Source organism: Pseudomonas frederiksbergensis, assembly GCF_003732275.1.
GTDB lineage: Bacteria > Pseudomonadota > Gammaproteobacteria > Pseudomonadales > Pseudomonadaceae > Aquipseudomonas > Aquipseudomonas frederiksbergensis_H.
The window spans coordinates 42,138-62,352 of record NZ_MOBM01000017.1 but is presented as its reverse complement, the minus strand read 5'-3'; the positions used below and the strand labels follow the sequence as shown (position 1 = coordinate 62,352).

The 20,215-nt window shown below is 53.5% G+C and carries 14 protein-coding genes and 1 pseudogene; 7 read left to right on the top strand and 8 right to left on the bottom strand.

Annotated elements, in window-relative coordinates; all coding sequences use genetic code 11:
• Positions 1 to 61 precede the first annotated feature (61 nt).
• From BK662_RS13530 to BK662_RS13520, 3 genes are all read left to right on the top strand, one after another.
• Positions 62 to 1,411 carry an MmgE/PrpD family protein gene (locus tag BK662_RS13530; protein WP_123358476.1) on the top strand — a complete coding sequence of 450 codons (1,350 nt, stop codon included), beginning with the start codon at positions 62 to 64 and terminating at the stop codon, positions 1,409 to 1,411.
• A gap of 48 nt (positions 1,412 to 1,459) precedes the next feature.
• Complete coding sequence (locus BK662_RS13525; protein WP_123358475.1) at positions 1,460 to 2,494, top strand: GlxA family transcriptional regulator; 1,035 nt, start codon at positions 1,460 to 1,462, stop codon at positions 2,492 to 2,494.
• A 97-nt stretch (positions 2,495 to 2,591) separates the two neighbouring features.
• On the top strand, positions 2,592 to 3,743 hold the full coding sequence (locus tag BK662_RS13520; RefSeq protein ID WP_123358474.1) for an MFS transporter: 1,152 nt from the start codon (positions 2,592 to 2,594) through the stop codon (positions 3,741 to 3,743).
• Positions 3,744 to 3,834: 91 nt separating this feature from the next.
• Here the strand turns inward: BK662_RS13520 and BK662_RS13515 are convergent.
• A pseudogene (locus BK662_RS13515) lies at positions 3,835 to 4,212 on the bottom strand (Arm DNA-binding domain-containing protein); the annotation flags it as partial.
• A 1,237-nt stretch (positions 4,213 to 5,449) separates the two neighbouring features.
• On the opposite strand from BK662_RS13515, the gene BK662_RS13510 reads away from it, so the two are divergent.
• The gene (locus BK662_RS13510; RefSeq protein ID WP_148057933.1) at positions 5,450 to 9,124 is read left to right on the top strand and encodes a hypothetical protein; all 3,675 of its coding nucleotides are present in this window, start codon (positions 5,450 to 5,452) and stop codon (positions 9,122 to 9,124) included.
• A 467-nt stretch (positions 9,125 to 9,591) separates the two neighbouring features.
• Positions 9,592 to 10,275, top strand: a complete 684-nt coding sequence (locus BK662_RS13500) for a hypothetical protein (protein ID WP_123358472.1) — start codon at positions 9,592 to 9,594, stop codon at positions 10,273 to 10,275.
• 148 nt (positions 10,276 to 10,423) lie between these two features.
• Here BK662_RS13500 and BK662_RS13495 read toward each other — a convergent pair whose 3' ends face one another.
• Together BK662_RS13495 and BK662_RS13490 are read right to left on the bottom strand one after the other, a co-directional pair.
• Positions 10,424 to 11,350 carry a putative phage abortive infection protein gene (locus BK662_RS13495; RefSeq protein ID WP_123358471.1) on the bottom strand — a complete coding sequence of 309 codons (927 nt, stop codon included), beginning with the start codon at positions 11,348 to 11,350 and terminating at the stop codon, positions 10,424 to 10,426.
• Positions 11,351 to 11,443: 93 nt separating this feature from the next.
• On the bottom strand, positions 11,444 to 12,229 hold the full coding sequence (locus BK662_RS13490) for an HNH endonuclease (RefSeq protein ID WP_185047124.1): 786 nt from the start codon (positions 12,227 to 12,229) through the stop codon (positions 11,444 to 11,446).
• 674 nt (positions 12,230 to 12,903) lie between these two features.
• On the opposite strand from BK662_RS13490, the gene BK662_RS13485 reads away from it, so the two are divergent.
• Complete coding sequence (locus BK662_RS13485; protein WP_123358469.1) at positions 12,904 to 13,908, top strand: hypothetical protein; 1,005 nt, start codon at positions 12,904 to 12,906, stop codon at positions 13,906 to 13,908.
• 184 nt (positions 13,909 to 14,092) lie between these two features.
• On the opposite strand, the gene BK662_RS13480 is transcribed toward BK662_RS13485, so the two are convergent.
• Together BK662_RS13480 and BK662_RS35290 are read right to left on the bottom strand one after the other, a co-directional pair.
• Positions 14,093 to 14,587, bottom strand: coding sequence for a hypothetical protein (locus tag BK662_RS13480; protein WP_123358468.1), 495 nt, complete (start codon positions 14,585 to 14,587; stop codon positions 14,093 to 14,095).
• A gap of 1,569 nt (positions 14,588 to 16,156) precedes the next feature.
• Positions 16,157 to 16,345, bottom strand: coding sequence for an HNH endonuclease (locus tag BK662_RS35290; RefSeq protein WP_259695918.1), 189 nt, complete (start codon positions 16,343 to 16,345; stop codon positions 16,157 to 16,159).
• On the opposite strand from BK662_RS35290, the gene BK662_RS35285 reads away from it, so the two are divergent.
• Complete coding sequence (locus BK662_RS35285) at positions 16,265 to 16,690, top strand: hypothetical protein (protein ID WP_259695919.1); 426 nt, start codon at positions 16,265 to 16,267, stop codon at positions 16,688 to 16,690. The genes BK662_RS35290 and BK662_RS35285 overlap by 81 nt on opposite strands.
• A gap of 361 nt (positions 16,691 to 17,051) precedes the next feature.
• On the opposite strand, the gene BK662_RS13470 is transcribed toward BK662_RS35285, so the two are convergent.
• The 3 genes from BK662_RS13470 to BK662_RS35280 all read right to left on the bottom strand — a co-directional run bounded on the left by BK662_RS13470 (position 17,052) and on the right by BK662_RS35280 (position 20,160).
• Positions 17,052 to 17,342, bottom strand: a complete 291-nt coding sequence (locus BK662_RS13470; RefSeq protein WP_063321336.1) for a hypothetical protein — start codon at positions 17,340 to 17,342, stop codon at positions 17,052 to 17,054.
• Positions 17,342 to 19,816, bottom strand: coding sequence for an AICE element replication initiation protein (locus BK662_RS13465; protein ID WP_259695913.1), 2,475 nt, complete (start codon positions 19,814 to 19,816; stop codon positions 17,342 to 17,344). Before BK662_RS13465 ends, BK662_RS13470 begins: the two co-directional genes overlap by 1 nt.
• 122 nt (positions 19,817 to 19,938) lie before the next feature.
• A complete protein-coding gene (locus tag BK662_RS35280; RefSeq protein ID WP_063321337.1) occupies positions 19,939 to 20,160 on the bottom strand; it encodes a helix-turn-helix transcriptional regulator in 222 nt (73 codons plus the stop codon).
• Positions 20,161 to 20,215: the final 55 nt, after the last annotated feature.

The window sequence follows — 20,215 nt, the reverse complement described above, 5'->3', positions numbered from 1 at the left end:
GTTGCCCTTCCCCGGGCAACTTTTTCATCTGTTTCGGCGTTCATCATTCAGGAATCATGAAATGCAGTTGTATTCATTCGTCCAGAATTTCAGTTACCAGGAAGCGCCCCTACATACACGCGAGTTAATTAAAACTTGCCTGCTCGACATCATTGGCGTGGCCGCCGGTGCTCGCGACAATCAAACCAGCGCAATGCTCAAAACCTACGCTGACACCCACTACGCCGCCAACAAGCTGTCCAGCCGCCTTTGGTTCGACGGCAGAGCCGTACATCCATTGGGCGCCGCGTATGCAGGCGGTTTCTGCGTTGACAGTCTGGATGCACATGAAGGTCACTTCACATCCAAGGGGCATGCGGGCGCAACCGTTGTCCCGGCCATTGTTGCATTGGTAGACGCGTATCGCAGTCAGGGCAAAGACATCAGCGGCGAAGAGTTCCTCTGCGCACTGTGCATCGGTTACGAGACCGCGTTGCGGGCGGGCCAGGCATTGATGGCCACTGCCTCTGAATATCATGCCTCAGGTGCCTTTTCCGGGATCGGGGTCGTTTGCGCCGGTGCCCGCCTGCTGAAGCTTGATGAAACGACGTTCCGTCATGCACTGGGTATCGCGGAATACTTTGGCCCGAGGTGTCCGATGATGCGCCTGGTGAGCTTTCCATCGATGTTGCGTGATGCCCACGGTGCCGGGGCGTATGCCGGACTGAACGCTCTATTGATGGCACAGATAGGTGTCACCGGCGCTCCAGCCGCCACCGTTGAACCTTTGGAGATTTCCACTTTCTGGCAGGACATCGGAACCCGTTGGGAAATCGATGAGCAATATTTCAAGCCTTGGCCAGTATGTCGCTGGGCGCAACCGGCACTCACGGCCATGACCGATTTGATGCGAGCGTATCCAATCATCACAGCGGAGTTGATCGAGACCATAAATGTCGAGACATTCCATGAGTCTGTGTGCTTGCAGGGGCATTTTCCGAAGAATGCGGACGAGGCCCAGTATGCGCTAGCGTTCCCGCTGGCTGCCTTGATCGTTCGCGGGAAGCTGGGGCCTAAAGAGGTCACAGGGGATTCCATTCATGCGCAAGACATCTTGAGTATCAGCGAGAAAATAACCCTTCATGAGGCGCCAGATTTGTCCTCCAGATTTCCGGAGGAGATTCTCTCCCGCGTCACAATTACCCTGAAAGACGGCACACGTCTTACTAGCCCGACCGCGACGGCCAAAGGCGACCCCGGCAACCCTATGTCGAGCGACGAACTCACTGCCAAGTACCATTTACTGGCTGATGACAGCCTGGGGACCACGCTCAGCAATGCCATCAAAAACAGTGTGGAAGCATTGCCCGGTAGTGATGACTGCCAATCATTCTTTAATTTGTTGTTGTCCGCTCCAAAAACCGCTGCCTAGATTCCGCAATGTGTTCTTAGCTATTCGTTCAGGTGTCAAAGAGGATTTATGCCATTCGTATTCGAGAGCGTGCTCAAAGACAAAAACATGGGGTACTCCTATACGGCGGAAAAACCAATAAATCCGCAGGCGGTGACTCGTGTAGCTTTCGTGCTTTTGAACAATTTCTCGATGATGTCGTTTACCGGCGCTATCGATGCGCTGGTGACCGCCAACCTGATTAGCCAGACACCGGCGTTTGAGGTGTTGACTGTCGGCATCAAGAGCCGTCTGGTAATGAGCGATCTGGGAATTGCGATTTCAGCAGACCTGGAGCTATCACAACTACCGGATCGTATCGACGTTCTCATCGTCGCCGGTGGTTTGCGAGTAAAGCTGATCAGCGATCCTCTATTACGGCGCAAGCTACGTAACGTCGCCTCTCTTGGCGCGACCATGGGCGGTTTGTGGAACGGTGCATTTTTCCTGGCGGAAGCTCAGCTAATGGACGGTGTCGAGTGCGCCTTCCATCCAGATGGACGAGCGATGATGGAGGATGTTTTCCCCAAAGTCCTGGTCTCTTGTCGAACTCACGTAATAGACAGAAACCGTATCACGTGCGCTGGCGCCAGCAGCTCGTTACGCATGATGCTGGAGCTCATCACCGCTAAACAAGGCGTGTCGCTGACCCATGCTGTCGAGGAAATACTCAGTTGTGATCAAACCACTGAAGTCTCTGGGATATCGACTGTCATCGTTGACTCTGACCCCACCTTGCCACAAACCCTGAAGCTCGCTTTAGAACTGATGCAAAAGAACATCGAAGAGCCCTTATCGATCGACGAACTGGCTGAGTGTGTGAACATTTCCCGACGACAATTGGAGCGTCGCTTCTGCCGTTTCGTGGGTGCCACGCCCACACGCTACTACCTTGAGCTGCGCTTGACTCGAGCGCGGCAGCTTATTCTGCAGAGCAATCGGCCGATCACCGATATCGCGATCGCGACCGGCTTTTGCAGTTTCGCCAACTTCCATATGCGCTTTCGTGACTTCTTTGGCGTAGCGCCAAGTAGCTATAGAGCGACGTATGAGCGCAGGCGTTAGTTTTCCGAAACGCAAGCACGCAAAAAACCAAAGAAATCCGCAAAGTCTAAGCCGAGCAAATGATGGTTAACATCATCGATAAGGATTACCGAGAATTATGAGTGCTCCATCGTCAGTGTTGATACCGACGGCTAACTACAGCGAGCGGATGTCTACACGCATTGCCTTCCTCATCGCGGGCTTACTCATGTCCGCTTGGGCGCCTCTGGTTCCATTGGTAAAGGCACGCGTTGGTTTGGACGATGGGGGCTTGGGGTTGCTGCTTCTCGGCCTTGGCGGTGGATCTATTGTAGCCATGCTCTTTGCTGGATATCTCACTGCGCACTATGGATGCCGACCGGTCGTCATCTGGGCAACTATTGCACTGTGTGCCGTTCTTCCGCTTTTGAGCACCGTGGTTTGGCTGCCTGGCCTGGTGATAGCTGTCATTATCTTCGGCGCCAGCATGGGCATGCTTGATTGCGCCATGAACATACAGTCCGTCATCGTCGAGAAAAACAGCGGGCAGGCACTTCAGTCCGGCTTCCATGGCCTTTACAGCGTCGGAGGTATATTGGGCGCCGGGGCGATGACCGCTTTACTGACCTTCGGCCTGGATCCACTGATTGCTGCCCTCTGTATCGTTGCCACAGTTTTGGGAGCGCTTTACAAGGCTGCGCCTGCTTTGCTGACTTATGGCACTGAACGGGGTGGACCATTGTTCGCGGTGCCCAGGGGGATCGTGCTGTTTTTAGGGTCGCTCTGTTTCATCGTATTTCTCACTGAAGGTGCAATGCTTGACTGGAGCGCGGTCTTCCTTGTCTCGAACCGAGGGTTAGAGCCGAGCATCGCCGGTTTGGGCTACGCATCCTTCGCCGCTGCAATGACCGTGGGCCGCCTGACGGGAGACGCCATCGTCAGCAAATTAGGCGGCGTGCGCGTAGTTGCGCTAGGCGGGCTCTGCGCAGCCGCAGGCATGCTCGTGTCGCTTGGAATCGATGGCTGGCCCGCGTCCCTGGTCGGCTATGCCCTGGTCGGGGCTGGCTGCTCGAACATTGTCCCAGTGATCTTTACCGCTGTAGGCCGGCAACAACGTATGCCACAGGCGGTTGCCATCCCCGCTGTCATCTCGATGGGCTACGCGGGCATTCTGATAGGTCCCGTATTTATTGGGGCAGTCGCCCATCTAAGCACCTTGTCATTCGCTTTGGGCTGCCTGATTGTTCTGCTGGTTTTTGTCAGCACAACAGCTCGAATACTTCGCAATTAACCGACTCTTTTCAGGCGCGATATCTCTCCACTGTGTCCTTTCAGATGGTAGTGATCGCATCGACGCTCTTCAATAAACTCTGCCTTGTGAATGTAGGCGGCTGGTCGGGTGTCCATCTGGCCGACATGTTCTTGTGCCAGTCCAACGCAACGCTTTCAAAGGTACGGCCGTTGCCAGCATCTTCCGTTTTGGCTTTACGCATGCTCTCAACAGGATCAATGCCGTCTGCGAGCATCCGCTTCGCATCTAAACGCTTCTGGCGCGCATCGGCAAGGCCAATCACAGGATAGCTGCCGAGGGAGGTCAATCCCTCCCGGAGACGCCAGCCTTTACGGCCATTGGGTTGGATTAGGAGATAGAGACCGTCGCCGTCGAAAAGCTTGTAGGGACGGTCTGTTGGCTTGGCTAAACGGCAAGCAGCGTCGGTAAGCGGAGCAGTTGTGCGCGACGTAAGGGTACTATCCTTAATCGAACCAAAGACTACCCCTAACTTTACCCTCTAAATGACTGGATTCCAGAAGAATGGACAAGAATCCGACGCCAGAAGGCAGGTTTTTCAAGGCTTCCAAAGAACTCAAAAGCGCTCAGTGGAATGCAAGATGGTGCCGAAGCCGGGGTCGAACATACCGTCTACAGGCCGCTATTTTACTGGATTTATCTATTATTAATCTCAGTATGTATACCTAAACGTATACCTAAAACGGGAAGTACCCTCATCTTCTCCGCCTCCAGCCGGTCGCCTATCGTGCCGACGCCCTCCCCCGTTTTGCCGTCGCCGGGTGACGCTTGTGATCATCATTACTCTACCCGTTTAGGGATTATGGTTAGGAATGCAAGTTTTGAAGAGTTGGAAAAATAGTTCGGGCGCGGGGACCGATACTGCGAACGCTAATACTTATGACGCAGCACCTTCCAGCATTCCCCCAAATTCGCCCAAGACGGTAATTTCCTAAAAAACTACGAATTAATGATTGAAACGGGCAGGGATCGGTCCTTCGGGCGAAGACTCCAGACTTTTGACCTCCCCCTACCCAATGGCTAGAACAGCACCAACTACCCCAGTTGCGTTGTCCGATGGCGAGTTACAGATCAACAAGCAATCCGTCACGCCCTGCCGTATGCGGCCCAGCGGCGGGCCTCGAACCACCGGCATAAAGGTGAGACCAAGGGTGCCTTCGCTCTATCGAACTTAGGTGGCTGGCCCGCTCTGGACTAGCCCCGGTTCGGTTGACCAAGCTTAGAGGCGATTGCCATCCGTGATCAGAGTCAGCTTTGGTGATTGGCCGAGAGCGGCCAAAAGCGGTCGCTCGAAAGAGCCCATCTGGAGCTTCATTGACATGACGCAGTTGCTACCGACGAAAATTGAATCCGCGCAACGCTGATCAATGTTTACTCAGAGAGCTACTAGCATTACTTAGTTGCGGGTAAAGATATCAATGAAGGAGGGAGTCTCATGTCGATTCTGCAGGAAATCCCGAACTGGACTTAAACCTTGCCATTATGCCAAAACGATCTTTCTATACGTTACTCACCAAGCAAGGGCTCGATGCCATGCTGCAGAATATAGGCGGTTTCAAATGAGTGTCTCGGAACCGGTAACGTCACGCGCCGGATCGCATGCGGGTCGCGGCTTTCGCTACCAAGATGCGGCCGGCGTCTGGCTGGTAGTTCGGTGCTGGGCCAGCGAACTACCCTACGGCCAAGTGATGCCCGAAGGACAGGATGACTACGAACTTCGCGGCGCGACGAATTCTGCTTTTGCACAAGTGAAGTCACGCCGCGACCACTTGGGCCCGTTCCCCATGGGAGAGGTCGTGGCCTTCGTGCGGGCCCTCTGGGCCCGGTCCGAAGCGGCCTCGTCCACACCGGACGATCTTATCCTAGTCTTGGAGCGCCCTGTGGCACAGGGGCCGACAGTCGACCACGTACTTTCTGATCACCCAGGTTTGGCCAAAACACTGCGCAGCGACCCGCGCTGGACGACGCTGGCACCACGCACCCGTGTCTGGATCGCTCCGGCACCATTTGAAGTGGCGGTGGCGACCATCAGTCACACTATGCCCTGTGCGCCTCTAGCGGCACAGGTCCACTACGGCGAACTGCTAAACCAGATCGGTACCTTGGCGGATGCCAATGGCTTGGTTAAGGACGGGCGCTTTGAAGGTCTGGCCGTATCGGACGTAGAGACGAGTGTCCGTCGAATGGAGCCCATATTAGATCTGGCTGGAATGGAGGCGGCCCTTCGCTACGGCTACTGTGACGCCGTCGATTTTCTCACGCCCGCAGACGATCCCAGATTCTATCAAGGTGTCGATACGCGCCCCAGCCACCTCGCCGCTGGCCTTGTCGCCGAACGGCCGGAGGCGCGCCGTGCCGTGCTTGCCGCGTTGGAAGCCTGTGGAGCAGCCTTGATCGTTGGCCTATCAGGCACCGGCAAGTCCGCCCTAATGTGGGAAGCCGCGCGGGCAGCTCGACATACAACCCGATGGTTCGAAGTTAAGCGGGGCGATTCTGCTGATGCCCACCTCCTCACCCGCCTCGCGCGCGCGCTGAGAGCTTCACCTGCTGCCCCGGTAGGGTTCGTCCTGGACGACGTCGGTCGGGGGGGCGGCGGTCTTTGGGATGCTTTAATCCGGGAGGCCGGCGCTGGAAGCGGTATCCTGCTGTTAGGCTCAATCAGAGAGGAAGATGTATTCATACTGAATTCGCGATCTCGTGCTCGCGAGATCAGGCCCTCTGTGGAGGACGCGGTAGCGGAACGAATCTGGCGTCGACTTTCGGATCAAGGTCAGACCTGCTGGGCGGGCTGGCGCGAACCGTGGGGTCGGAGCGACGGACTTCTGCTTGAGTACACGCATATTCTGACCCGCGGTGACCGTCTCAAGATTGTCCTCGGCGAGCAGGTCGACCGGCGACTACGAGAAACCCGGGACGTGGAGCTGGCCATTCTCCGAGTCACGGCCCTCGCCGGCGCGGCCGGCGCCACGATCGAAAGCGGACGATTGCCTAGTGTACTAGGCATCACACAAGGCGACCTCACCCGGGCGCAGCGTCGGCTCGTTGACGAGCATCTCGTAGCTGAACTGGCGGATGGGCGATTGGGCGGCCTTCACCAGCTCCGGTCCGCGACTCTCTTAGACCTCTGCCATGCTCACCCGCCGCCAACGCTATCGCACACGGTCGAAGAATCCGTCCACACTGCCCACGGCGCAAGCGTAAACGCCTTGGCTACCTATGTGATTGTTCATCTTCCAGATGCAACAGCCCCCCTCGTGAACGCGCTCGCGGTACGATTGGAACGTGACTGTGACCCAGTCGTCATGGCGGCAGCTCTGTCGGGCCTAGGCCAGGCCCACGTCGAGACCACGCTGAAGCGCTGGGTGCCCGAAGTATTGTCGCTCGGCTTAGAGCCGACGCAGGTCTGCGTGGCCGTCATGTTCGCCGTGGCGGGCTTGGACCTTTCATCTCTGCCAATCCCGGAACGCCTACAGGGAGCTGTGCGTGTTTTACGGACTAGGTCAGCGTCCGATCCGCGGCTAAATCTTCTGTCCACAATATCTCCAGACGCCATGAGTGCGCTATTCGCCGCCGCCGATACGATCCATCTTCGAGCGCTCTTGGGCGCACTGGTGGGCGTGGAGGTTCCCGAGAGCGTCCGGTCGGCGCTCAGCACCCTTAGGCCCGCATTCGATACGCTGGACCTCACCGAAGCTGCTGACCTGCTAGGCGCCGCCCGACTCATTGATCCGCAAATTGCGACGAATTGGGCTGACGTCCACGTTTGCGAGAATTTGCTGGCCCGCGTCCCGCTTGAAACACCATGGGCCGGCCCGGTGGAGGTCGAAGTGGCGCTCGAAGGTCGCCTGCTACGCGGCTCCATCTTTCACGTCGCGCCCTCAGCTCAGACGGACGTGCATGATGAGGTAGTGCAGCTGTGCAATCGCCTGCTCGGACTTGATCCTACAGCAATGGTTGCTGCCGTCGATGCAGTTGCCGCCGATAGTCTTCCATCTGGCCTGCCGGGATATCCGCTCGCCACCAAGCGCATACTGCGCGAAAATCTGCCGCCCTCGGCGCTGCCCGATTGGAATCGACACTGGACCGCAGCGGCGGCGAGGTTGGTCGGAACAGAAAGCTACACGGATTACTTAAAACGTGCCCACGCATTGTTGGAGCAGCTCGTCCCGGTACTAGAACGCATCGTAGATGGCGTGCTGCGGAGTAAGCTGCCGCCGCCTAAGATCTGGGAGCGGTTCGGCGACGTGCACGAAGCTTCGCGCGCGCTTACACCGCCCCGGGACGGGCCGCCGACTGGCGGCGCCCCTGAGCAGTACAGCACACCGTTACAAAATCTGTTGTTCTACTGTTCTGGCGACTTGTTACGACGCTTCGCTCAACTGCCGGAAGGGTATGGCGCATTCGTCATGTGGGCGGGCGACCTGCTCAAAAACGTGCAGGGAACACGAAGCGAACCTTGGGCTCTCATTGGCGCTCCTCCGGAGAAATTACTGGGACGGCTTGAAAGCTTAATCGCATCGCTACGCCTGCTTGCGGCAGAAGCCGGTACCCAAGAAGCACGGCCGACACAACTGTGGCTCTCCGAAGTCCGTAGGGCCGAACTTGGGAACGCATTGCGTCGTGCCAGGATGGCCGTCGAGCACCAGTTGCAGGTGCGGACTACCAAGTACCTGCAACAGGTCAAAGTTGAACTAGAGAAAAATTCTATCGAGCTTGAACTTCATGCTCGTCCGGATTGGAACAACCCCTTGCCTTGGCCGACCTTAGAACTTCTAGCGATAGTGGATATGGAATCACCCACCGACTGGCTGATCTGGTATCTGGAGAAGGAGTCGCTCATCCGTGCCGCCATAGGCGAAAGCCGTCATATACAGATCGTGCCACGCATCGGTGGACTTGCGATTTCGCGGCTGACCGTCGGGGGGGTGTCCACTCTGCTTGCGTCGGCGTACGTCGTCGATGATTGGCTCGACGCACTTCATATAAGCCGGCTGGACGACACCCTGACCCGAGCGGCGCAGATCGCACTCGATTCTATCGTCGAACTCGACGGGCTGCGCCGATTCGGTCTTGGCACGGAGGGGCGTCCCGTTGTGGAACAAGCGGTTCGGGCGGACGATGAGCGGAGGCTCGCCGGAGCCCTTATAGAGTTCGAGAGGCTCGCAGAGGGAGAGCCTGTTCAACTGCTGCTGCGCCGGCTGAGCGAGGAGGTTGCGGCTGGGCATGTTGCCTTGGCGGAAGACATCGCGGCACTGACACACGGCCGGCTAACGCCTGGCGCAGAGGCGCTGATGAATCTCCAAGACGTCTTGCTCGTGCAAGATATCACCACCGCTCTACGCGCAAGTGCGGCGAAGGCTTGACTTGTATCGTACCAACCATGCTGTCAGAGGCACTTCTGCAAATGTTCTGAGGTCCGCGTTGCTACGCGAAATCTTTAAGATTTAACCGAGCAGGAGCGCCCTGATTGCGTAAGAGAACGTTGAAATTGATCATTAAGCGATCAGCGCTCGATGTTCAACACGCTTTAACACAACCTCGGCCAGAAGTGGACACAATACTGGCAAATGGGTGGCGTCACTGATGCTGCTTTCGACTCTAGAGGGCGGAAGAGCTTGCCGTCATCCATGTCGCGCTCCTTCCTGAGCAATGTCGCGTTTGCCGCGACCACCTCTAAGCTAGACAAGGACTTACAGGACAACAAGGAACGTTATACGACACGCCATCGCAACAAGAAACGCGACATGGCATTTCACCCAATAGCAGTTAGCCACCTGAACAGCCTGCATAGCCCGGCCCCTCATAAAAATATTTAAGGAAAAGTATCAAAATGGCCTTTACCGAACCTAACTTACACTCTCGAAATCTTAAATTCATCTCAATGATGTTCATCGTGTATTGGGCATTAGGGCTCGCGCCCGCTGGCGATTCTATCCGGCTTATATTTATTAATTACGAAATCACAAATCCAGCCGCACTCCCATGGATTGCCCACACTATCCTTTTCTACTTCGCTTGGCGCTTTTATCTGAGCTCGAGAAATATGATCAAGCATGGAGTCATTAAGACAATCAACACCAGCCTAAGCGGAAAGCACGAGTCCTTGCTCTACAGGCTGCTAGAGAAACGCGCTAGAGAAGACTATATAAAAAACCAAAAAAATAATTTTCAGAAAGAGCGAGAAGATTATGCGCTAGAAAAAAGTATAAACACGTACAACAACGTTGACTTTTCCACTACCCCACAAGAACTGAAGTACGAGTACGGGGAATTATGTTTGAGCTATCAAGCTTATTACAGAGAACCGCGTTTGCCGGGAAATGACTTCAGAGGCTACACAATAAAATACCGATGGTTCCACTTTCTATGGTTTAAGGCCTGGAAAATATTTGAATTTTTAACAGGAAAAGAAGAAACCCCTGATTATTTGATACCTTGGGTTCTTTTCTTGTTCGCACTACTAACGAGTGCTTTCAATATCTTAGGGGTTACGGCCAGAAATATACCGTGGTAACGTTGGCTAACAACGTGCTCAAATCGTTCGCTTCGCTCACTGGGACGGGCTAAAGCCCGCCCCTGTTAGCCAAACGAACGACATGAACTGCTCGTTAAGTTTCGCGATCTCTATTTGTAGGACAACAGCTCCAATTGCCTCATCAACGTTATGCTGCGCCCGGGTTTTTCTTGAATTGGCTTTGGCCAAATGCTGCTTGATCGTAAAATTGTTCAGTATTCAAGAGCAATTGATTGCTTTTACTATCAATTGTAAAGGGCATATGTTCAAGAAAAGCATAGCGCTCTATCAGCAGCTTGAAATTCCAGTATGTATCTTGAGTACTGGTGCAGTAGCAATTTATAGCAAGAAGTTGAGTTACGTCATAGCTCAAGAAAGATCTGAGAATATTGCTGTACATTTTCTCGTTTTTTGCAAACTGAGCACTTTTAATAGTGCTTTCATTGAAATTTATTCCAATATGGCCATCAGGCACATTGGTTGAAATAAATTTTAATGTTTGATACAAAACCCTGAAGTAGTGGCCACATAACCCGTTTTTCTTTTCAAGAGCATCTTTGGCTCCGGCTAAATCTGAGGCTGGCCTTTCAAAAACAGCCTCCCTGACAAGATCAACGTCTGATCTGCCGTTAGTCCACTTGCCTGTTGATATTGATATTTTTTCCAACGCTTTATTGTGTTGATCTAGCAATGAAAAGAAGGTGCCCTCGAATTGTTGTTTTATTTGCGTCTTCGATTGCTCGCTTAGTGCCGACTCGGATTTTTCTTGAGCTAATGCTGAGCGCTCTAGTTCTTTTCTAGTAGATTCAAGCTCCTTGCTTTGCAGAACAATTGTTAGCAGGAGGGCAATTAGCCCAAGGAAGCTAAGTATTGGGTTCAGCGTGCCGCCTATAAAGTCACCAAAAGTTCCCCAGTCGGCGTTTTGACTGCTAAATTTCCCGTTAAATTCCGTAAAGTAAAATGCGAAAACCATGCCTACGACTCCTGTTGCAAACGCTAGTATCCATGCTAACCATTTGAACAACAGCGCAGGTGTCAGGGTTTCAAATTTTTGTTCTAGATTCAGGTGCGCCATATTTCCTCTTTAGGCATAACGGGTAAGCTAAGTGGCCGGCTTCAGACGACCCAAGCGAACGAAGTGAGTGATTTTAGCCAGTTGTTAAATCGGCTACCAAAATACAGGCATAGAATTCGACGTAACCACAGTAATACCACTTTTTTTTCCGTTGCAGCTTTCACAAAGTATTTGTAAATTAGTCGGGTCATTTACCCCGTTTAGAGCGATAGGAACTATATGGTCAATTGCAAGCTTTCCGCACACATGAAATAGTGAAGTCAAGTCCGACTTGCAAATTGCACAAAGACCTTTCTCTCTGCAAAATAATGCCCGCTCTAGCCACTTGGGCCAGTATGTACATCTAGGGGTTCTTTTTTCCAAGCTCATAGCAATCTTTAGATTGAAGGCCTTCATTGCTTCACGATCAGCGAAAAGCAGTGTGAAAACCTCCGTAACAATTAAAGAAGCAAGACCGTTCAATGCTTTGTCTTCAAGATACTCTGACACATACTCATACTTGTGTTTTTCTACAAGCCCCTCTGTAACTAATACTGTCTCCCCAGTTTCATCATCTCGAAATTGCTCTTCGATATACTGCACAAGTGTTAAATATTGGATTTTGTGTGAGTCAAGCATAGAAAATACGGGGCGTACATCATCGTAATCCCATCCACCACCACGAAAGTAAAAATTCAAATCATCACGAACTACATGATCTATGTAATCGTGTAAAAGAGACCATTTTTGCGGTTTGGCGACTTGGTTTTCCAAATCGCTAGCTACATCCATTGGATCAATCGAAAAATCATTTTCGAAAATAGCCTTCCGTACTTTATCAGCGTAGGAGTACGACTCACTGAAATTGAAAGCGTGACAACTTTGAAGAACGTTACTCATCTTCGATACCATTTAAATATTTAGTAGACGACGCAGTTTTTGGGGGCACGCCATTTGTGTCTGATAACGTTCCTTGCTCATGTGTAACTCCCTGATCGGCCTGTATATTGTGTTAGCACGCGCGACATAGCGGGCCAGGTAAAGAGGTATGACTTCTGCGCACATTACGGAGTCATGTGCATCATGTCTACGGTGTGATTATGGCTGATTCCTGTCTTTCGCCATCGTCAGCTTTGGGTCGAGGCTGTGTAAAACCGTTTTAGAACACGTTTGACAGTCAGGGCTGGAACAAAAATCGCGCTCCTACGCAAATTTCTAGTCTGCTGATTACACAAGCACCAGCAGATTTTACGTAGCAATGCAGACTTCAAAACGGCGCATGCGTTTTTACACACTCTGGGTCGATTGCTGCCGAACACGATCTAGAATCATCAGCTTTTTCGGTGATGGATTGGACTGACTAGAAACTCACACCCTGCAAACCAGGGCGCTCAACCCGATTCAATTTCTTCTGAACCAGTAATGTACCAATACCACCTGCCAGGTAAGCACCGCCAGGTTGCCTTTGTCGGCCGCAAGAAATTCAGCCGCTTTCGAATAGCACTTGGATTGAGGTTTTGTTTTTGCCATTCTAAATAATGGCAATTAGCCGTAAATCGACGACAAGGACAGTAATGAACTATATCACCCGCATCTGTCAAAATGACTCCAATTGGCAGTTCCCCACGAGGAGCGCAGTCGAAGCATCGAATACCTTTTCCTCACAGCACGGCTATGGCCACGAGGAGTGGCTTTTTCGATTCGAGTGGCAAATTGGTGGCTGGCAATATGGCTTTCTTCAAGGAGTAAACAAGGGTTGGGAGTCACGGCTCGCACGTGGTGAGCGAGCAGGTGATGTCGTGCTCTTCACCATTTCTCCCGATGGGCGCCGTTATGTAGCCCGTATTCGCCATATCGAGTTCCTAGATGATGCTCAAGGCATTGCAGCCTTGGATCATTACAAACGGCTTGGGTGGTATGACCGCATGCTGGAGGAAATAGACGCTGTAGATGGCGATAGAAGTGGCTTGGGGAACGGTGAATGGGCTCCTTACGTGTTAAATGTTCGTTTTCGCCCAATAGATGTTGAGTGGTATCCGCCCAACACATTTGCCGAGGCTGGGGACCCCGTGCAGCACTACAACCGTTATCAACTCATTGAGCTTAATCACGAGGCCTCCCTGCCAGAAACGGTGAATACACGCCGCCCGGCTCGGAAAGGACAGAATCTTCCTCCCATTCAAGACAGATATTTCAGGAGCGGCGGCTCGGGACGGGAGTGCTCGCCAGAGCATGGGATAATGCAGGCCGCCCTGCATGAGGAACTGAAGATTGAATACCCAGGGGCGAATATCGTCTTCGAAGAAAATTTTGTAGATGTCACCGTAATAACGGAAATGGAGAACATCCTCTTCGAGGTTAAGTCAGATTTCTGCACCCGTAGGGTTTTGCGCTTGGCGATTGGTCAGCTACTCGAGTACGCGTACTACTGGAATGAGCTACCAGAAAAAGCGGTTAGGCTGGTTGCGGTTGGTCGGACTGCACTGAGTGCTGAGGACGAGAGATATCTCAGATACCTCAAAGAAAAATTGAATCTTCCACTTGAGTATCGCCAGGTCAAGCTTCCCTCTGAGGCTTAGGAGTATGTCTAAATCAGTGCCGATTTTCCCACCCCATAGGCACTTCTTGAGGCTCTCCCGCTCTCTGATGATGAATTTGACCTGCTAACCCAAGAGCGGTGGAAGTGCAGACTAGAAACTACCAAACTCGTCTTAATCGCACATTTTATTCCACCTCATTTATAAAATTACTAGCGAATAAACATTATTTTGAGGGGGCAGTACAGTGCCAATCTTTCTCTCCATGCACCATAAACTTGCATCGCGCCCACTTCTCAGTCTCCGACTCGCCAACGTTACAATCTTTTCGTTGAGGATACTGGGTGCAGTTCCGGAGTTTTGGATAATGACCTACAGGAATAGGATGGACATCCGGATCAAGAACTCGTCGAGTATCGGCCGCGGCCCTGACGTCGTATAGTTCTTTGCCGCGCATTTTGGCCGCCTCAGCCTGCTCTTTACACGTGGATATTTTTTCATAAATAACATTTGCCTCTTCCAACATATTCACCGGCAACTTACCAAGCTGTAAAGCCTTAACCAACCCTGTCCAGTCTCTCTGTTCGATTTGAGGATACTTCATTTTTAGTGCGGCATAACCGTCACGCTTCATTTGCGGGAGCATTTTTTCTAATCTTTTAGCCTCATCTAGCATTGCTCTGCCTTCGATTGCCAAGGCATTTAATTTAGCTATTAGCATCTCAAGCACCTCTCAATATGTTTTTTTGATATTAGCTCAAATCAGACGACGCGCTGGATTGATTCCCATCGCGCAATCTTTTTCCTCTACTCGGCTGCAGGGCGCCGGATTCATCCAACCTCGACGAACACAGTGAGGGCGCAGTGATGCAACTGGGCTAGGTGCACATAGGCTATGTACTACTGAAAACTCCTCGATATAGTTAAACCTCGTAGTGTAGAAATAATAAGGCTGCCCTTCTGCTATACTTTTTGGCCTTTCGAATGGAGTCGAAGTCATGAGTGCTCAGCCCTCCCTCTACCTGATGTTTTCGTAAGGATGTATGAAAACCAGCTCGCACTTGAAGCAGCCTTGATGGAGCTGCCTCTTTGGATTGAGAAATAAGACGCAATAGATATTGGCTTCAACATCCGCGGCGCGCCTTTCGCACTTGGCGACAATGCCGGCCTCATAAAACAGGGCTTTGAATCGGGCAGGTAACGGCCAAAAGCCTCCGGTTGATGGAGCAATGGCAAATGAGTAGCTATGCTTGGCCTGATACCGGAATTTATCGAGCAGAATGGGCTTTCCGTCCATGGTATATAACCCCCTTGAGCGGTTCACCCGACTGTCACAATGCCCCGTCTGGTTAGGAGGAGACGAGAGGATAAGGAATGATATCCACCAAGCTGGTGAAAGCAGATCGCAGTAATTGGTGTCTATTTATAATGGTACACCTGTCGAGCCGAATTATAATTATCTGGAGCAGCATCATGCGAATGAGATATTTCTTTTCTTTTCTTCCTATGCTGTTAGCGCTTGATGGTTGCAGCGTCGGAATAATAACTGCAACCCGGACACTACAGGAACCACCATTTTCAACCATGTATTTAGCTGGCGACGTAACTCAAGCGGGCCGTTGTGTGGGTAAATATTGGCAAACCGAGGCCACACGAATGGGGCCTTTTTGGGAGGTTACAACTACGTCCTATCGAGTAACTGTTACCGGAAATCACGGCGCCGGCACCCCTCCAATTGGCTTGGTTATTGAGTTCACCGACACACCTGAGGGTACTAGAGCATCAGCGCATGTGCATCCCATCTACCCCTCTGATGACCCTAGGCGCACAGTAACTATTGCCGCTCTAAATGCCTGCAAAAAAAGATAGCACGCTCAATATTCATAATTAATATATGACGCATAAAAAAGGTTCAAGTCCGTTCGCTTCGCTCACTCGGGACGCCCGAAAGCTACACTAGTGGTCACCCCTTAACTGAACGCTATGCCATTGGTGAAAGATGAATTTTCTGATGCTGACAATAGCAGGAGTCGTGAGCGCAGCAGCTTTTCTGTCGCTGTGTATCTACATTTTTCTAACAGCTCGGGAAAAAGCATAACCCTATGCTCGACATCACAGTCTGCTCGAGTACGCCAATCCCCCCGATTGGCCTCAATCGGTTGCACTGGGGACGAAGATATCGCCAGTGCTTTCGTTGCGCCGACATAGGCTGAGCAGTAACACCTTGGCTTTGCCGTAAGCGAATTTTTACCGATAGACGCGTCTAGGCCAGTCAAGGCTGCCTTTCTGATCACGGTGATAAATGGGTACCTGCTGGGAGCGGGTGCCAGCCACCTTTGCTCAGCCTCTTCTGCACTAGAGCCTTGTATTCCTTCGGCTTAGGTGCATCTTTGAGCTTATGGCGGCGCTGATTGCACAGCAGGCAGGCGGCTGCAATGTTGAAGCGGGTGTCTCTCCCGCCATCCTGCCTGGCGACCAGATGCTCGGCTGTGCATTGGAAGTGCCTAGCCTGTCGAAGGGAAAGGCCATAGATGCGGGCAAAGGCCTCAGGAGTATCGCGCCACATTTGAAAGCCGCAGTAATAGCAGCGGCCACATTGGCGATCGAAAGCAGCGGAACGATGTTTGATAACAGACTTATGGGCCACGGCGGCCTCCTGTATGAAAAAGGAAGTCCGCTGCGCCTAAAGGCAAAAAACGGTACCAGTCAAGTCACTCGAACTGGCCCAACATCGCCCCTGGAAGGGAACGACATGGACAAATCTACGCCAAAACAAAAGCAGTTATCAACTAGTAGTCTGGTCCCCTCGCGCGCCGCAACGTAGTACCAAGCACCAGATGCTCAACGGCGAGGCTCGCTGCATCCGCCTCGGTGCGGCGGGGCACCGCACTGGACCACGCCAATCTGACTCCGGCAATAAACGCTCGCCTTATGGCCGTGGATAGCAGCAAATACTTCAGGGGAGTAGACACATCGCGCCCTAGTGATAGCTGGCATGAATTCATGTCCCGCAGAATCAGCCCTAACATAAGTCGCGGCATTCAAAATGGACCGTCCCTACCAATCCGGACACAACTCCCCGTTAAATTGATGCTGCCGCCAAGCTCCTGAACACCCATAGAAGCGAAATTGTCACCAATCAACTGCGTAAAAGAATAAAGCCCGGTAGTTGTCCGGGCTCAGCACTACATGACCTGCGCGCCAGGCCACAGCATTCGGGCTTCAACCAAGGCTTCGGCATGAGTCATTGGCTCACCGATCATTGTGAAGGGACCGTACCCTGTCACGGACACTGTCCAGTGACTGCGTCGGGCTTCACCATCGTTGGCCGCCACTTCGACCATCAGCTCCAAACGGTGCAACTTGATATAGCGGCGCTCCTCCTGTGTCAGCCTGATAGATGGCCAGACGATTAAGCGGTTACCCACCACCTTGGCACTGAACCCGCGATCACGGAGATAGTCGATAACTTTCATCAGAAGGCCTCCGCGTCGGATTCATCGAAGACCATGTCCGGCGAAGTACCGGTGTTGTCGGGGGATAGTTGCCGACTCGAAGTCCTGCAAGTCCCAATGTCCTGCTCGGGGTGATCGTCTGGCAGGACATCAGGACTTGCAGGACATTGCTTCGATAACTTTCTCCCGATGCCCCACTTCACCGTCCCCCCAGATTTACCCAGGGGCTTGCACTCGATGCCTATCTGCCGAAGAGCTGGAGCGGCACGTCGCAGGGCGTCCCCTAGCCCCTTCGCGGAACGCGGCCACGAATCGCAGCCGGTTGGACGGTACTGTTCCAGGGTACGTAGAATCTCCTTTACCGGGGCGGTAACTCCGTGCGGACGCGCCTCGACCAGTTCCACTACGGCAGCAGCTACCGGGCTAGCGTCAATGGTGCGAGCCAGACTTTCCTGCCGACTGGAATTGAACTCGTGCAGGAAATCCTTGGGCTCATGTCCCGCTGCGGCGGCGACAGCCATACCCAGGCGAGCGAATTCAACCAGCCGCGGACGCTCGTCAGCGGGGATGTGCATCTGCGGAACTAACTCCAGCGCCTTGGCGAAAATATCCAGCAGCGCCCCCAGCAAACACGGACGCTCGGCTTCGTGTTCCCGCCAAAGGTCTGTCACTTCCAGCCGCTCGCTGATAACCGGCGTCTCGATAGTGATCGTTCTGTCCACCAGATCTTGCGCCGTGACTGCCGCTGATATTCCATTCAGCACGACAGGGCGCTTCACGCTGATAACACTTTCGTCGGCATCCGAGTACAGCTTGCGCTTGGCAAAGCCGCCTCCGGTTGCCAATACGCACATGGCATCCTGAGTTGCTGCGGGCAAGTGCGAGACGTTCTCCAGGCTCACTACCGCACACACACCAGCAGAAACGAATAGGTCTTCCGACGACTTCGGTGCACTGCGCAATGGGCAGGAGTTCGGATCAATGAGCTGGCGCAGTGCTGTTTGTGTCGTGCTCTTCGCACTCCCCTGCTCGCCCAGCAGCTCTAGCACTGGATAAGGCGTATCAGGACGCAGGCATTCGATCAGCCAAGCCAGGGCCAGCAGACGGGAGCCGCGCGGGATGTTCGCCACGTGCCAAAGTTGCTCGATCGATCCACCCGGAGCGGGAGCCGGAATCGGCTGCATGGATTCAGGTCGAACGAACATGGCCTCGGGTGACTCGGCGATCTCCCACTTACCCGGCCGGATGTGAACCGCTCGACTACTGCCTGGTACAGCCAGGTCGAGAAAGTAATCACCAGCGGCACCGGCAGTGCGCAGGTGTACCTCCTGACAGTCTCCATGGAATCGGCCGAGGCCGGCCAGGGTGCCCAGCGCCTCCCGGACCGATTGATCTCGGGGCGCCCTTCCACTGTCGGAGTAAAAGCCGGCGACCAGTGCATCTCGGAACTGGCGCGCGGCTAGATTACGCACTTCGCCCGTCGTGCGATCCTTGGCGAAGACGTCCTTGTTTTGATCGTGGAACAGCTCGAAGCGTTGCTCCACGAACTTGACCAGCAGAGAAGCCTGGCTCTGTTTTTCGTCAGCATCATCACCGGGCTCGAAGTGTTCCTCGACTGGCTGCTGATCGTCGCCTTCGAACTGGTGATTGTCGGGAGCGTCCGCCATTTGCAGGAGTTGCTCGACGGTGCCGCCCGCGTCCAGCCAGTCGGATACGTCGCCCTTCGGCAGCAGCCCTGGAAGGCAGAGCACGCGAACTCCGGCCTCTGCCAGACTCAGAGCCCGACAAACCTTGGTGGCGTGCTTATGTCCCGGTTCATCGTTATCAGCCAGAATCACTACGCGGCGGCGCACGAAGAATTCGTTGAGCGCATCAGGCCACTTGCCAGCGCCGCCGGTGTTGCAGGTTGCGACCAGTCCCAGCGATTCCAAGCGCAGTACGTCCTTCTCGCCTTCCACGACAAACACTGGCGTATCCCACGGTGCGCCCAGCAATTGAGGCAGATGGAAGGGAACCTGACGCACGCCCTTCACCGACCACACCCAGCCGCCGTTTCCGTCCGGGTGACGCTGGCGAAAGTCCTTTGGCTCGAAGCGGACAACCTGATACAGAACGTGGCCGTCCTCGTCGGTGTAGTCATAACAAGCCGACATGCGACGGCTGGCCGGTAGGACATCAGGACTTTCAGGACATGGCGCCGGCTGCTTTTCTTTTAAGCCGTGCTGCTCAAGCCAGCCCATTTGCTCAGCCCGACTTGTGATGCCGGTTTTCCAGGCAATCAAATCCAATACGCCGCCACCGCGCCCGTCTTCGTGCGAGTGCCATACCCCCTTTTCCAGATCGACGGATAAAGAGCCATGCGCTCCGAATCGAAACTCGGTCGGCTTGCTCATTGCGGCATTTGGCTCGCCAAGAAGGTACCGGGCTACTGGCCCAATCATGGATTTCAGCCAAGCCGATCCCGCCGGCGCATGGGCGCCGTTTTGACTTTTCATGGGTTACACCCCGCGCTGCTTGGCTTTGCGCCAGGACCAATTAGAAGGAGACGGGAAGAAATCAACGTGCAGGGCGGCCATTACGCGAAGCTTCCAGGAAGCTGTAAGCGATGATGAATGGCTCATACTGCGTCTCTCGCTTCAATCTTGGTCCGTAACCAAGCCTCCACCTCAGCCAAGACGTAATAAGCCGCGGCTTGTCGGCTTTCGTTGGCCTTAATTGGCTTCGGGAACGTCGGGTCTTTCTTGCGGAGTTTGTCTAGGCCAGAGCGGGACAGGTCCAGCCATAGACAGAGCGCTGGCTGACGGATGAGAGCTTTCGGGGGAATTGTTGCTGGCTGCATTTGAGTGACTCCGTATCGGGTACAGAGTCATTTTTGTTGAACCCCCGATTGCTGT